This is a genomic window from Variovorax endophyticus, from assembly GCF_025376855.1.
GTDB lineage: Bacteria > Pseudomonadota > Gammaproteobacteria > Burkholderiales > Burkholderiaceae_C > Variovorax.
This window is the reverse complement of sequence record NZ_JAHUTH010000006.1, coordinates 159,357-174,459: the sequence shown is the minus strand read 5'-3', so window position 1 is coordinate 174,459 and position 15,103 is coordinate 159,357. Positions and strand designations below refer to the sequence as shown.

Sequence of the window (15,103 nt, the reverse complement as noted above, 5' to 3'; positions counted from 1 at the left end):
TCGCTTTTAAGACTTTCGATTGTTAGAAAGTGTACAAACTGCTACGTTTGTAGACGATCCTCCAAAAGGCATAAGAAGCTTGACCACTAGCTTTCAAAAGAGTAATCACTTCAGCTCCAAACGCGCGCTCACCCCTTCCGCTAGTCAGCTTGCTTGTATTTGTATTCGGTGTAGCGATAACCACCGTACTTGTATCCATAACTGCCGTAATGCCTGCGCGAGAGATCCATTCCGTTGAACACCACTCCACTGACACGCTGATTAGCATGTGCCAGCCGTTTCACACTTTCACTAAGCTCTCCGATCTGGGTCAGCCCATCACGCGCCACCAACAAGATCGCGCCAACATGGGCTGATACTGCCGCAGCATCCGCAGCGACAAGAACGGGGGGACTGTCAATCACGACCAAGTCATATCGCTGCGACGCTCCATCCAAAATATCTCCTAGCGCCGACGACAACATCATGTTTGCCGGGTTGAATGGATAATTTCCGGTCGTAAGAACGTCGAGATTCGGAAGCACTTGCGAATGAATCGCCTGCTCGCAAGCCATATCGCCGGCCAATACATCTGCAAGGCCTCCTTGGCGAGGAAGGCCAAAGGACTTGTTGATATGGCCCTTGCGTAAGTCCGCATCGATCAACAGCACGCGTTTGCCGGCCTGCGCCATGATGACTGCGTAATTGCTCGACACGAAACTCTTGCCCACACCCGGCGTTGCGCCGGTAACCAAGACCCTGTTGCTTCCAGACTCCATCATGGCCAATTGAAGCGATATCCGCAAATTCCTCAGACTCTCGATTGCGAGACTCTCCGGGGCGGTAACAGCAAGAACCTGGGCGCCACCAGCACCAGTCGCGATCAACTGTAAAAGGGCATCCTGCTCAAGCGCCTGTGGAACCACCGAATACACACTCAACCCCAGGCGATCCTCGATCTCCTGCGGATTGTGGATGCCACTAGCCATTTTGCTTCGAGCAATTGCCAGGGCAACACCGACCAAAAGTCCAAGCACCACTGACAACGCAACAACCAACGACTTCTGAGGTTTTACAGGTCTTTTCGGCTCAGTCGCCTTGTCCAATAGGCGAACGTTACCCACTTTCCCTTCCTTTACGAGGCGAAGTTGAAGAGAACTGTTCAGGAGCGATTTATACAATTCACCATTGACCCGCACATCTCGCTCAAGCCTTAATGCATCACGCTGCAATACTGGCATGGCGCTCACCCGACGCTCAATGCCATCGAGCTCTTGACGAAAAGCTGCTATCTGCCCATCAACAACACGAATCTTGGGATTGATTTCAGTGAAGCGCGAGAGAAGTTCGCGACGCATCTGCTCCGATTCAAGTAACTTCGTCTGCAACTGAACGGCTTGACCGAGAACGGCCTTAGCTTCCTCATCAAAGGCAATAGTTCCATTTTTGTTACGAAAATTAGCATAAACATCTTCTGAGCTCTCAAGCTGCTTCTTGAAGTCGGGCAATTGTTTGTCAAGAAACTCCAAGGTCTTTTCTGCCTCTGCAGCCTTGCGCTCAACGTTTTGACGAACGTACTGCACACCAATCTCATCAAGTATGCTCCGAAGCCGAGCGCGATCACTGTCCTCCAATGTGGCACTGATCACATTCGATTGTTTGCCCTGCTCGCTGAGCTGCACCCGATTTTGCAGGGTCTCTGTCATCGAAAGCACCGAGGCGCGTGAAACGACAAACTGCGCACCAGGTTTACCATCGAGTCGCGACACTATCAACACAATAGCGCCACCACGCACCTGCTGACTCAATACTGTTCCGATCGTACCATGCAGTGGTTCATCCAAATCAGGATGTGTGAGGATGTATCGATCATCGGGTTGGACAGTAATAATGAAAGGCTTTTGGTCTTCAAGTGCAGGTGGTACGTCGAATTTTGCAATATTGATAGCCTCCGTACCCGAGACGTACCCACTCATTCCTAAAAAACCCGGCTCCGAAAGTCCATTAGCGCGCCTCGCAAGCCATTTACCGATGACCGGGATATAGCGTGGCGCTGCACTGATATAAAGCCGCGTAGCCTCTACCGCCCCACCCATGATCATCCGCGATCGGATGATTTGGATCTCGCCCGAGGCAGGCGTCTTCACATCGAACAGATTGGCAGTATCCCCAAGGAAATTTTTCGCATCGGGCGTCGAATCTTCGACTTGAATCAACAGGTTAGATTGATAAATTGGCGTCGAGAGCAGTGCGTACGCGGCACCGAGCGCGACGGCAATACAGGTGACACCTGCGACCAGCCACTTGCGATCAATCAGGATATCCAAGTACTCTGACAGGCGGATGGTATCGCTGTCATCATCGCGTAGCACTCCGGGGATGGTAGTGGGCGAAGGAGATAGATTGACAGTAGCATTCATGAGAGTTTTCTAATGCGTTCGGCCCACGCAGTCGCGCCGGCATCTATAAGTTGTAGGGCTTGTTCGAAGGCCGCACGGCCCAAGCGATAGGGATCGGGGATGTCTATTCGTGCAATATCGCCCAAGCGAAATAATTTGCCGCGGGTGAACGGATGACGATGGTTGATATGCAAGCGTTGTTCCTCATCCATTGCCAAAATCAGATCAGCCCTCTGGCACATCAAACTGGTCAACTGCCGCGCACGATGAGATTCAATGTCCAGCCCGCGCTCGGCCATAAGCTCACGTGCGACAGGATCCGCAGGTTTTCCCACGAGCGCGCCTATGCCTGCAGACGACACCTCTAGGTGCGGCAGCTCCGAGGCAATGATGGCCTCCCCCATCGGGCTACGACAAATGTTGCCAATGCACACGACTAGAACAGACTTCATGGTTGGCAATCCTTTCCAACATTTGCAGCAGTCGACCAGTATATTGGACAGCTAGTCATTGTAAAAACCTCCTCTCCTAGATGACATTTTCTTTCGAACTCCGCGGCTTTCTTTGCAATGAACATGAGGCCGTTTCCCAGAAATTTTTTAAAGAACAACTTCCCGCACTTCGAAAGATTCTGTGCTTAGGCCATTGGCCCTCAGTCATAATTCTGCCATCCCGATTCTTTGCTCGCGAAGTCATAAAGCGCCTACCGTTTCACCCGGATGGAGCACCCTGTCCGCATCAATCCTGACTCCAGGTGCAAGCATCGATCCAACAGGCATCAACGCACGGCGCCCCAGCACACTGTTACCGGCCATTCCTGCATTTACCCCCAGATGAGCGAACGGTTCGACCGTGCAATCATGATCAATCACCGCGCCGCAATTCACAATCACCCCTTCTCCCAATCTGGCGCCCGTACCCACCACAGCACCAGCCATGATGGCGCTACCCTCGCCTACCACAGCCCGGGGCGATACAACGGCGGCGGGGTGAATCACGGTCGCCAACCTCAATCCCTGGGCCTTCACGCGCGTATATAAGGTTTCACGCAGCTTGTTATTGCCGATAGCAACGAAGACTGCGTCGGTCCAGTCGCGACAAGCGGTCAGGGCTGCCGTTGTTCCAAGCACTGGCCAATCCCAAACGTGTTGTCCAGATTCGACAGCATCATCGAGAAAGCCCACCAATACGTAGTCGCCACGCTGCAAAAACGCTTCCGCAACACTGCGGCCGTGCCCTCCCGTACCAATAATCAGCAAGCGCTGCATTGCAATAGTCATCTGGTATCAATGCGTCACACCGTCGCTCTTAAGCACTTTTACAAAGGTGAGCCATAGAATTCGAATGTCGAACGTAAACGATCTACGCTGAAGATAATCAATATCGAATTGAACCTTTACTGGGATCGGCAGCTCGTCGCGCCCATTGACCTGAGCCCATCCTGTAAGCCCTGGTGCCAACAGATGCACGCCGCGTTGGGTTCGCAACTCAATCAGATCGGTTTGATTGAACAGCGCCGGGCGCGGACCAACAAAGCTCATGTCTCCGATCAATATGCTCCACAATTGCGGCAGTTCGTCGAGGCTGCTCTTTCGCAGAAAGGAGCCAATAGGTGTCAGGTACACCTTGGGATCGGACAGCAGGTGCGTGGCCACTGCCGGCGTACCGACTCGCATGCTGCGGAATTTTGGCATCTTGAAGATCCGATTGTTGCTGCCAACACGGTCAGACCAATAAAGGGCGGGACCACGTGATGTGAGGCGTACGGCCAACGCAATGATCGCGATGGGCAACAACAACACAATGGTGATAAATGCTGCCAGAACCAAATCAAACAGACGCTTCACGCAAATACCCTTCTGCGGCCTTCCTCAAGCCTTGGTCAACTGTAATTGGTGGCGCCCATCCAAGCACGCGTTTGGTTTTGGAGATGTCCACCTGCAACGAGCCACAGAGTCGGTGTGCAACATCGGCTCGCCCTAGCATCGAAGCACCTTGCTCCAGCCAGTTCGCTGGAACAGGGAGCAGCCGAGCGGGCTTTCCCATGGCTTGCCCGAGGCGTTTTAGCAACTGTGCGGTGGAAAGGTCTTCATCATCCGAGACAAGAAAGGTCTGGTTGCCCGCTGCGGGGTGGTGCACGCAAATGGTCAGCAGGTCCACCAAGTTGTCGAGCGACACCATGCTTCTACGATTGCCGGTAACCCCCCCAAGCGGCAACGGGATGCGGCGCGCGACGATGCTCATCATCGTGCGAAAGTTCGCCTTGACGCCTGGGCCGTACACGAGAGGCGGGCGAACTATTGCCACCTCCATTCCGGTTTGCGCTGCCAGCTCTAGCAAGGCCTGCTCCGCTTCCAGTTTGGAAATGCCGTATGGATCTACCGGAACGGCAGGCCCATCTGCGGAAAAAGCGGTGCCGATCCGCGTTGCTTCACCATTGGCCTTGATGGAGCTTACGAAGACAAAGCGTCGCACTCCCGCCTCTGCGGCTTGCCGTGCCAGTTGCAAGGTACCGTGAAGATTGCTGTGCCGGTATTCCATCAACGGATCACTCGCGTCATCCGACATCACATGGACGCGCGCGGCCGTGTGGATCACGGCGTCGACATCGGCGACGGCTTCTCGCCAGTCAGTGGTTGCGCCGAGGTCGCCAACCCTTACGATTTCGACTCCGGATTTTTTGAGCCCGGATTCCCGGCGAATTGCCGCGCGGACAGGCTGGCCATCAGCCAGCAGCCGCTCAATGAGCGCGCGGCCTACAAAGCCGGTTGCCCCGGTTACTAAAATCATCTGATCTCGCTTTGTTTTTTTGTGGCCGAGGCGGAAAAGGACAGCGACTGAAGCCATCCTTCCAATCGACTGATCAGCGAGACGCGCTCGAATTCTCTGGCACTCAACGCAAGGCCATTTGCGCCCATTGCCTTGCGTTCTTCAACTGATTTCTTCGAAAGATCCACAACTGCCTTGGCAAGCTCCTGGGAATCCCCTGCGTTGCAAGTCAATCCAGCCTCTGCATTTCTCACCACATCGGCACCCTCGCCATTCAGCATCGCCAATATGGGAACGCCCGCGGCCAAATACGATTGGAGCTTGCCAGGAATGGTCATCGAGAAGATAGGCTCGTTCTTCAAGCTGACCAGCAATGCGTCGGCATGTTTAAAAAACGACGACATCCGCTCCACTGGGTGCCGTCCCAGCATGTGGACGCACTCTTCCAATCCGCGCCGCTGAATTTCATCTGCCACCCACTGCGCCATTCGGCCGTCGCCGACGATCAGCCAACGGATGCTCCGGTGCACCTTGAGAATTTCCGCAGCGGCAAGGATTGCCGGGAAATCTTGGGCATCGCCAATGTTTCCCGCGAACATCACATCAAAGCTCCCTGGTTGGACCTGTACCTCAGGCGCAGCAACAGCTTGATCTACGTCGAACAGCATCTCGGCCCAACTGGGGAAGTATTCGACCGGGGCGCTGTCACCCGCGTACTTCTTGATTTGAGGCACGAAGCTTTTCGACTGCGCCAAGATCAGGTCGCAGCGCTTGTAGATAAACGACACGAGCCGGCTCACTGAACGCAGGATGAAAGGAGAGCGAACCACGCCAATGGCTTCCAGCGTTTCGGGCCAAAGGTCGAGCACCCAGAAAACCAGCGGCGCCCGCTTGACCGCTCGCAATGCAACCGCAGGCACCCCAACCGTAATAGGCGATGGCTCGTAGGCAAGAACCGCGTCGAAGTCGCGCCCGCGCAACTTCCATAGCCCAAGCACGGTGGCACTGATCGCGAAAGTCGCAAAGTTCAGCATCAACCGGATGCCCCCCTTTCCACGTGCAAACATGGGCACCCGAACAATCTCCGCTCCTTCATAGCGCGCGAACATCTCGGCGGCGTTACGGTAAGCGGGGAACACTTTGCCATCGGGGTAGTTGGGCACGCCAGTCAGCACCGTAACTTGGTGGCCACGCCGCACGAATTCGGCGACAAGATCATTGATCCTGAAGTTTTCCGGCCAGAAGTACTGAGAGACGACAAGCAGGCGCATAGGACGTCAGTACTTTTTCCAGACCACACGATTCACATAGTCGGTATAGCTGTGAACGATGCGCAGCACCTTGTCCGAAACGTTGGGCATGCTGTAGTCAGCCACTTGGCGCAGGCCGCGCGCATCGCCTCGCGGCTGGCTTTCCAGAATCGCCAACCCCTGGCGCACGCGCTCCACCTCGAGCCCCACCATCATCACGGCGGCCTCTTCCATCCCTTCGGGCCGCTCGTGTGCCTCGCGCAAGTTGAGCGCCGGAAAATTCAGGATCGACGACTCCTCGTTGATCGTGCCGCTGTCTGACAAAGCAGCACGTGCGGAGAGCTGCAGCTTCACATAGTCGTGAAAGCCCAGTGGCTTGAGCAATCGCACCTGCGGATGAAAGCGAGCGCCCGTCGCATCGATGCGCTTTTGCGTGCGCGGGTGCGTCGAGACGATCACCGTCAGGCCGTGGTCTTCGGCTACGGCATTCAGTACCGCTACTAGCTTACCGAACGACTGCGGCGACTCAATGTTCTCTTCGCGATGCGCACTGACCACGAAGTACTGCGCGGCCTCCAAGCCCAGGCGCTGCAAAACGTCGGACGCCTCGATGCGCGGACGGTAGTGCGTCAGCACCTCGAACATCGGGCTGCCGGTCTTGATGACCAGATCGGGCGGCAACCCTTCACGCAAAAGGTAGTCGCGCGCGATCGTGCTGTAGGTAAGGTTGACGTCCGCCGTGTGGTCCACGATGCGGCGGTTGGTTTCCTCTGGCACGCGTTGGTCGAAGCAACGGTTGCCCGCTTCCATGTGAAAGATCGGAATCTTGCGGCGTTTGGCTGGAATCACCGAGAGGCAACTGTTGGTGTCGCCCAGCACCAGCATCGCCTCGGGCTGCACCTCGCCCAGCACTTGGTCCACCGCGATGATGAGGTTGCCGATGGTGTGCGCCGCACTGGTGGCATTGGCCGCGCTGTTCAGGAAGTGGTCGGGCTTGCGCACGCCCAGGTCGTCGAAGAAGACCTGGTTGAGTTCGTAGTCGTAGTTCTGACCGGTATGCACCAGCACGTGTTCGCAGTGCTCGTCCAGCCGGGCCAGCACGCGCGACAGGCGGATGATTTCCGGTCGGGTGCCGACCACGGTCATGACTTTGAGTTTTTTCATTGAGTATCCAGAGTTCTGGGACTACAGCGGACAGGCGAAGGTGTCCGGCCGCGCGCGATCGAACACCTCGTTGGCCCAGAGCATCACGACCATTTCCTCGGTGCCGATGTTGGTGATGTCGTGCGTCCAGCCGGGCACTGTCTCGACGATTTCAGACTTGTCGCCCGCAGTCACCAGTTCGTGGGTTTCGCCGGTGTGCATGTGCCGGAACTTGAAGCGCGCCTGCCCCTTGATGACCAGGAATTTCTCAGTCTTGCTATGGTGGTAGTGGCCGCCCCGCGTGATGCCTGCGTGCGCCGTGAAGAACGAGAACTGCCCCGCATCGGGCGTCTTGAGCATCTCGACGAACACGCCGCGCGCATCGCCATGCTGCGGCACCGCATAGGCAAAAGACGCGGGCGGCAGGTAGCTCACGTAGGTCGAGTACAGCGCGCGGACCAGCCCCGTGCCCACACGGTCGGTCATGAGCGTCTGGCGGCTGTCCTTGAACGACTGGATGCGCTCGGCGAGCTCGCCCACCGTGGTGGTGTATTGCGGCGCGATTGTGGCGAAACCCTCGGCGTCTACAGCGGCATCGGCGCCGTCCAAAAGCTGCACGAAGCGCGCGATGACATCGTCCACGTACACCAGCGTGACCGGCGACGCAGGGTCGTTGACCTGGATCGGCAAGCCGCGCGCGATGTTGTGGCAGAACGTGGCCACCGCCGAGTTGTAGTTGGGCCGGCACCACTTGCCGAACACATTCGGCAGACGAAACACATGCACCGGAATACTCGAGGCGATCGCCAGAGCGCGCAGCGCTTCTTCCGCGCCGCGCTTGCTGTGGCCATAGGGGTTGTTGTTGCGCCCCGCCTGCGTGGACGAGGTGTAGACGATAGGTACCTTCTTGCCCGTGCTTTCCGCGAGCGCGGCCATTGCATCGCAGAGACTCTGCGTGAGCTCTGCATTGCCGGAAACGAACTCCGCCGGGTCTTGCGGACGATTGACCCCTGCGAGATGGAACACGAAGTCCACGTCTTGCAGCAGCGCGGACAACTGCGCCGGGCTGTGCTCGCGCGTGAAGCACACCACCTGCACGTCCTTACGCTCGGAAAGGTGCAGCTGCAGGTTCTTGCCGACGAAACCGTTCACGCCGGTGATCAACACCTTCTTCTTCATTGCTTCAGCCTTCTGCTTCGGCTGGTTCGCCGCGTGCCATGCGCTGCATGAAGTCGAGCTTGAGCAGCAGCTTCTTCATGCCTTCCACATCGAGGCGCGTGGTGTTGTGCGAGTTGTAGTCCTCGCCGTGCGTGCTGTGCGTGATGCGCTTCTCGCCCTGCTCCACGTACTTGGCGTAGTTCAGGTCGCGCCCATCCGGCGGCACTCGGTAATAGTCGCCCTGGTCTTCGGCGCAGGCCATTTCTTCGCGGCTCAGCAGCGCCTCGTACAGCTTCTCGCCATGGCGCGTGCCGATCTTACGCACTTCGTGGTCGGGCTTGCCCATCACCGCCAGGATCGCCTGCGTGAGCACCTGCACCGTCGCAGCCGGCGCCTTCTGCACAAAGATGTCGCCGTTGTTGCCGTGCTCGAAGGCATGCAGCACCAGCTCAACCGCATCTTCCAGCGTCATCATGAAACGCGTCATGGAAGGGTCGGTCACCGTGATCGGTTTGCCCGCCAGCACCTGCTCCACGAACAGCGGAATCACCGACCCGCGCGAGGCCATGACGTTGCCATAGCGCGTGCCGCAAATCACGGTGTTGGTCCTCTCCAGATTGCGGCTGGCCGCGACCATCACCTTTTCCATCATCGCCTTGCTGATGCCCATAGCGTTGATCGGATAGACGGCCTTGTCGGTGCTCAGGCACACCACCCGCTTGACGCCCGCAGCAATCGCCGCCTCGAGCACGTTCTCGGTGCCGAGCACGTTGGTGCGCACCGCCTGCATCGGATGGAACTCGCAGGAGGGCACCTGCTTGAGGGCGGCTGCGTGGAAGAGGTAGTCCACACCGCGCATGGCGGAACTTATGCTGCGTGAATCGCGAACGTCGCCGATATAGAACTTGAGCTTGGGATGATTGTAGCGCTTGCGCATGTCATCCTGCTTTTTCTCGTCGCGGCTGAATATGCGAATTTCGCCGATGTCGGTGTCTAGAAAATACTTGAGGACGGCGTTTCCAAAAGAACCTGTGCCGCCGGTGATCAATAAATTTCGGTTGCTGAACATACTATATCCTTGCCTCGATTTTGGCCACAATATTTTTCAAAAATTCAAATCTGCTTTCAGGCTGATTATTCGCCACAAAACTTTTTATCGATTCTTGCAAAACTGAAAAATTTTGACGGAAATAATCCATCCCGACCACAAAGCCCTCAACACTATTTGCCTTGACGATGGCCGGGTGTTCGTAAAAAGAGGGCATCCCATGAGCAACGATCGGCAACCCGCGCGACATCAATTGAAGCGTTTTGTTCGACATCGTGACTGCCTCTATATCAGCGACATTATTCCTGTAAGGAATTACAGCCGCGAAAATTTTTTCCATCGGCAACTCTTCCAGTTTTGCCGATGGGATAATTACCACGTTCGGATGTAACTCGAATTGCGAGACCTGATCCTTGACATTGGCCGCCTGCGGTCCCACAAGGTAAAACACCACATCTGGCCGCAGAGAGACCGACTGCCTCAGCAGGTCGAAATCGACTCGATTGTCGATATGGGCCCACAACAACACAGAATTTCTTTCGGCATTGCGCACAGGCTCCGTGTACTCCACATCCGCCCAAGGAAAAAACAATTCCGGCGAGCACCATTCGGACGCCTGCTTCATTAGCGGATAAGACACGGTCAACACCACATCGCTCGCCAAGCACGTTTCCCCAAGGCTCTTCTTGGCGTGGCGACCCGAAAACAGCTTGGACTGCGCTACAAAATCATCGTTGATGATCGTGATAATTTTATTTTTCGGAAAGATTTCCCGCAAAAAAAAGTAGTCGTAGTTGAAATTTAAAATAATCGAATTTTTCGTGGAAATCTTCCGCACCAAGGTGCGTATACTTTTTTTCTCAACCAAAGCATTCAGCCATGCCAGCATCCGAAAAACCCGCAGCTGATGATGGACCAATTGACGGGTTCTTCCGAGAACCAGATTATTTTCGACTTGCTCGACGCCGCTCTTGACTCCGCTCTGCCAAACAAATACCGGCTTTTGGATGAAGTATATTTTCCCTCCAAATTTCCGAATCAGGCCAGCCACCTGATGACGGAGTCGTGGCTCTTCATGCCAATTGCTTTTACTAAAAAAAATGTAGTCGTCCATTTCAATCCTGGACGCTGCCGCCTGCAACGGCTTCTGCGCCAACCTCGGCATTAAAGAAGCTACTCACAATTTTTTCCCCCGCCTTGCCGTCTCCATAAAACTGGCTTCGAGACGCGAATTCGCGGGGACACCGCAACGCTGCGGCAATTTTTTCGGAGTCCGCGCCGACCACTTCATTCAAACCGGCTTGCACCAGCTCGACCCACTCCGTTTCCTCCCGAAGCGTCACACAGCATTTTTGATTGAAATAGGCTTCCTTCTGCACGCCACCCGAATCCGTGGCTACGATCCTGCAATTAGCCTCAAGCCAGATCATTTCCAAATATCCCACAGGGTCAACCGCTTGTACGTTGCTTGGCAACATCAAGCCAATTTGCTTCAACTTTCCCCGCGTGCGCGGATGAAGCGGCAATACAACCTGCGCTTCGGATTTACGCAATCCTTCAAAGATACCTCGCATGCGGATTGGATCGTCGGTGTTTTCAGCGCGATGCACCGTGCACAGCACAAAATCATTAACTTTCAATCCTAGATTGTCGAACCAGATCGGCTTGCGCGCGCGACGCTTGTAAAAGACAGCGGCATCGCACATGACATCGCCCACCATTTCAATCTTCTCGCGGGGAATGCCTTCGTTGCGAAGGTTGTCAAATGCTAAATCGGTAGGCGCAAAAAGCTTGGCGGAAACATGGTCCGCCAAAATTCGGTTGATTTCTTCAGGCATGCGACGGTTGAATGATCGTAACCCCGCTTCGACATGCGCCACGGGAATATGTAATTTGCTCGCGGCCAGCGCCCCGGCCAGAGTGCTGTCGGTATCGCCATACACCAATACCCAATCGGGCTGCTCGATCAGCATCAGTTCTTCGAGCTTTTCAAGCATGCGACCGGTGTTCTGTCCATGAGTGCCTCCGCCTATTCCCAAATTATGTGCGGGAGGTGGAATTTCGAGCTCGTCAAAAAATACATCCGACATATTGGCGTCGTAATGCTGGCCTGTATGGACGACCACTTCCTCCATATCGCCCCTAGTTTCTCTGATCGCACGAGAAACTACCGCAGCCTTGATGAATTGAGGGCGCGCACCAATCACAGTGAATACTTTCATAAACACCAGTCCTAATCAAGAAAATAAATATTACCCAAGCCGGCAAGCTTGTTTTGCGAATTTTCTCAATCCGCATCAGATGCTCATCAATAATTGAATGATGCAAGCATCGGCGATTACAAGATTTCGTCAACTTTTCATCAGCACCGTCAGAAACCACACGCTCCCAGCGACAAGCATTCAATTTCTTGCAATTGCAGACCATCCAGCGCTCAATCAGGACGGTCCACAATGAACTTTCGCTACAGCAATGAACGAAAATCCACTGCAACTAGGCAATGAGGAAAAGCTTGCCGTCACGAAAAGGCTTCGTACTTCGATGCTCAACTAAACAATCAAAACCTCAGCCGCCAGCGCGATCCAACACCGGTAAACCATAAATACGGGAACGCACCAGATCTTTTCGAACGTAAGCAATCAAAATAAAAGGAATAAAAAAACTAGCGTTAGCAAGGGTGCTGGAGGAAATAGATTGAAAAAAAACTAAACTCACAACAATGACAACTCGAATTGTCAAAGGCAAATCTCGGTTCCTAAGAATCTTCAGCGACAAAATAAATATCAAGCAGACAGCGATCAAACCGCCGATCCATCCATACAAAAAGAAAAATTCCGCCACAAAGGAATGCGGATTTATCTGCATCAATGAATAATCACCCGGTTTAAAATACGCCGAGTAATATTGGTCTTGGAAGCTTCCAATACCTAGGTTCGGCAAATTCTCCCAGAGCCGCCGATAAACCAACATTCGATCCGAAGCAGATTCGTCGGTGGAAAGACCTTCTACGCTCACTTGGTCGAGTCTTGAAAGCGAACGCTCAAATACCGATGTACTGGTTAGAAACTCCGAGCCCAGAAGGTACAAGACTGCAAGAAAGGTCAAAGCAATTGCAATCAAACCAGTAAGGCTTCTATTTTTTTTCGGAGAAGAAGCAATATTTTTAAAACTTCCGAAGAGCACAGCTATAGCAAACAATGACATAAATACAAAGGCGGTACGAGAGAGCGAGACAAAGACCGCCATCATTGCAACTCCAAGCAATGCAATTCCATAGCCCTCTTTTTCTTCAAGCACACATATGCAGTAAAGAAGCATGGAAAATGCAGCAGCAAAAACAGCAAAATCGTTCGAATTGAAATAACTACCAGAAACCAAAGAATAGGATTCATATTCGTCAAACACCGGAGGCAATCCAACCCCGGTGGAATAATAAGAAAGCTGAAGAAACGCCAGTGCGCACTCAACGAAAATTATTGCGAAAGCAATTTTCTTCAAAAATCTCCAGGCCCCTTCATCTTTTCGATAATGAAGAAACAAAATCACTACCAAAAATTGAGCCAAGCCTGAAAACCACAGCGACCTGTTCGCTGTTACCCCAAAAAATGCAAGCAAGCAATGCAAAATAAATATAGCCGCAAACAAAAACTGCAGCAATACATCCTCTTTTTTAAAGCGAAATTTATTAAGGATAAAAAAAGAAGCCAGCACGCACAAGCCGATGCCTGCAGCCAGAATAGGGAGCTGCAAATCACCCAACAAATATTGCAGCGGCTGCTTAAAAATAACTATCGCAAAGCCCGCAAAAAACAAGCTTCGATTTTTGACGCTAAGCATGATGAAATTCAATCAATCCTGTCACGTTTTATCAGTGATCGAATAGCTCAAGATCGAACCAATCCGTGCTGCTTGTTTCGAAACAAGGCCCAAATGCTGATCAATTCCGACTTAAACAGCCAAATTGCAAAGGGTATCGTCAGCGCCCACAAAATGCTGAAACTAAACGGCAGGCTTGAGGCAAAAGCGCACGTCAGGATAGAGAGCAAAACGGCCACCCCTGTAACAACATAGATTCGAAATCGTGGGAAATTTCTCCATACACGAGCAGATGCCTCAGTATTCATGATGAACATAATGTAAAAAGCAAAGGCATTAGCTATGGCAGCTCCTGGCGCGCCCCATTTCGGAATAAGCAAAAATCCCGTTCCAAGGTTTGCAATGAGTGCTGTGACCGTCGCGAGCACCGAGAGCATGTTTTTTCGTGCGATGCCGATTCCAACGCTAGTAACTATGGACAGCGTGTAGAGTAGCGGCTGAATAACGCTGCAGACGATCAGGTACTTCACGCTTGCATAAATCGGAGGCAATAAGTAGTCCGCGATCCAGACAAACGCACCGCAAAATACGAGTGCAATACAAATGAGCGCTAGCACCTGTTGGCTGACCACGTCGACTCTCTTCATGTCGACCCCTTCTGCTTGCCACTTGAATGCCAGAGGGGTCCAGATCACGGAGAAGATCGATTGCACAAGAACCGCAACGCCAGCGAAGCTTACGGCCACGGAATAGATTGCCAATTGTTCGAGATCCGAAAATCCGTGCAGCATGAAAGTGCTTGCCGCATTTACAGCCCAATAGGCGACACCGGAGACGACGAGGGGCAACCCGAATTTAAGGAGCTTCCTGACTTCAACGCCGCTCAGCTTCGTCTCGAACGTCACGCGCAGCTGCGATCGCGTATTCCATATGTAAATAAGCAGCACAAAGGCCATCGAAAGAAAGTAAGCCCAAAGCAGTTCCAGAAAATTCTTCGAGATCGGAAGGGAAGCCAAGAGACCGAGCAATACTAAAAGAAATGCCTTAGGCATCGCCTGACTCATAGAGTACGCCAGACCGCGCTCTTGCATCCGGAGAATCAGTGACAAAAATCTCGAGCAATAACTGACAATCGCAGCTGCGAATGTCAATAAATAAAACCCAATATGCTCCGAGTTATACAGATTGAAAGTTATCTGCCGCTCGAAAACCAAGCCCAACGGAAACGCGGCAAGCAACAAAAAGAAGCCGGGAATTGCGCAGTTTTTAAATAAGAGGTTCTTTTCTTCATTCTCGTGGTATTCGCGAACAAATGCTTGATCGAGCCCCAATGAGCAAAAAAGCAAAAGAAATGAAATAGTGACCTGAAAGATGTTCAGGCGACCGACATCCTCAGGCGAAAAGACCCAAGCGACGATTGGAACAGTCAGTAGACTGAAAAATGCAACAGCAAAAGGCCCGACTGCAAACCCAATGGCGTTCTTTATTTTCATAGCAGTTAATACTTGGCCATGCTGCAGCAGTAATTTACCTTCCGCAGC

At 53.3% G+C, this 15,103-nt stretch carries 13 protein-coding genes; all 13 read right to left on the bottom strand.

All coding sequences use genetic code 11. The features are described from left to right. Positions 1 to 140: 140 nt before the first annotated feature. The 13 genes from KV106_RS10180 to KV106_RS10120 all read right to left on the bottom strand — a co-directional run bounded on the left by KV106_RS10180 (position 141) and on the right by KV106_RS10120 (position 15,055). Positions 141 to 2,399, bottom strand: coding sequence for a polysaccharide biosynthesis tyrosine autokinase (locus KV106_RS10180; protein ID WP_261209918.1), 2,259 nt, complete (start codon positions 2,397 to 2,399; stop codon positions 141 to 143). After that, positions 2,396 to 2,830: a low molecular weight protein-tyrosine-phosphatase gene (locus tag KV106_RS10175; protein ID WP_261209916.1), complete on the bottom strand. Its 435-nt coding sequence runs from the start codon at positions 2,828 to 2,830 to the stop codon at positions 2,396 to 2,398. Before KV106_RS10175 ends, KV106_RS10180 begins: the two co-directional genes overlap by 4 nt. A 240-nt stretch (positions 2,831 to 3,070) precedes the next feature. Continuing rightward, on the bottom strand, positions 3,071 to 3,646 hold the full coding sequence (locus tag KV106_RS10170; protein ID WP_261209914.1) for an acetyltransferase: 576 nt from the start codon (positions 3,644 to 3,646) through the stop codon (positions 3,071 to 3,073). Between the two features lie 18 nt (positions 3,647 to 3,664). After that, positions 3,665 to 4,225, bottom strand: a complete 561-nt coding sequence (locus KV106_RS10165) for a sugar transferase (protein ID WP_261209912.1) — start codon at positions 4,223 to 4,225, stop codon at positions 3,665 to 3,667. Beyond that, positions 4,209 to 5,225 carry a UDP-glucose 4-epimerase family protein gene (locus tag KV106_RS10160; RefSeq protein ID WP_261209910.1) on the bottom strand — a complete coding sequence of 339 codons (1,017 nt, stop codon included), beginning with the start codon at positions 5,223 to 5,225 and terminating at the stop codon, positions 4,209 to 4,211. The genes KV106_RS10165 and KV106_RS10160 overlap by 17 nt, the downstream gene beginning before the upstream one ends. Then, positions 5,165 to 6,418, bottom strand: coding sequence for a glycosyltransferase family 4 protein (locus KV106_RS10155; RefSeq protein ID WP_261209908.1), 1,254 nt, complete (start codon positions 6,416 to 6,418; stop codon positions 5,165 to 5,167). The genes KV106_RS10160 and KV106_RS10155 overlap by 61 nt, the downstream gene beginning before the upstream one ends. Positions 6,419 to 6,424: 6 nt before the next feature. Continuing rightward, a complete protein-coding gene (gene wecB / locus KV106_RS10150) occupies positions 6,425 to 7,561 on the bottom strand; it encodes a non-hydrolyzing UDP-N-acetylglucosamine 2-epimerase (RefSeq protein ID WP_261209906.1) in 1,137 nt (378 codons plus the stop codon). Between the two features lie 21 nt (positions 7,562 to 7,582). Beyond that, entirely contained in the window at positions 7,583 to 8,719 is a 1,137-nt protein-coding gene (gene wbjC / locus KV106_RS10145) for a UDP-2-acetamido-2,6-beta-L-arabino-hexul-4-ose reductase (RefSeq protein ID WP_261209904.1), read from the bottom strand. 4 nt (positions 8,720 to 8,723) lie between these two features. Then, positions 8,724 to 9,767 carry a polysaccharide biosynthesis protein gene (locus tag KV106_RS10140; protein ID WP_261209902.1) on the bottom strand — a complete coding sequence of 348 codons (1,044 nt, stop codon included), beginning with the start codon at positions 9,765 to 9,767 and terminating at the stop codon, positions 8,724 to 8,726. 1 nt (position 9,768) lies between these two features. Next, complete coding sequence (locus KV106_RS10135) at positions 9,769 to 10,860, bottom strand: glycosyltransferase family protein (RefSeq protein ID WP_261209900.1); 1,092 nt, start codon at positions 10,858 to 10,860, stop codon at positions 9,769 to 9,771. 1 nt (position 10,861) lies between these two features. Beyond that, the gene (wecB, locus tag KV106_RS10130) at positions 10,862 to 11,968 is read right to left on the bottom strand and encodes a non-hydrolyzing UDP-N-acetylglucosamine 2-epimerase (protein WP_314733637.1); all 1,107 of its coding nucleotides are present in this window, start codon (positions 11,966 to 11,968) and stop codon (positions 10,862 to 10,864) included. Between the two features lie 343 nt (positions 11,969 to 12,311). Further along, positions 12,312 to 13,583: an O-antigen ligase family protein gene (locus tag KV106_RS10125; RefSeq protein ID WP_261209896.1), complete on the bottom strand. Its 1,272-nt coding sequence runs from the start codon at positions 13,581 to 13,583 to the stop codon at positions 12,312 to 12,314. 47 nt (positions 13,584 to 13,630) lie between these two features. Then, positions 13,631 to 15,055: a lipopolysaccharide biosynthesis protein gene (locus KV106_RS10120; RefSeq protein ID WP_261209894.1), complete on the bottom strand. Its 1,425-nt coding sequence runs from the start codon at positions 15,053 to 15,055 to the stop codon at positions 13,631 to 13,633. Positions 15,056 to 15,103 lie beyond the last annotated feature (48 nt).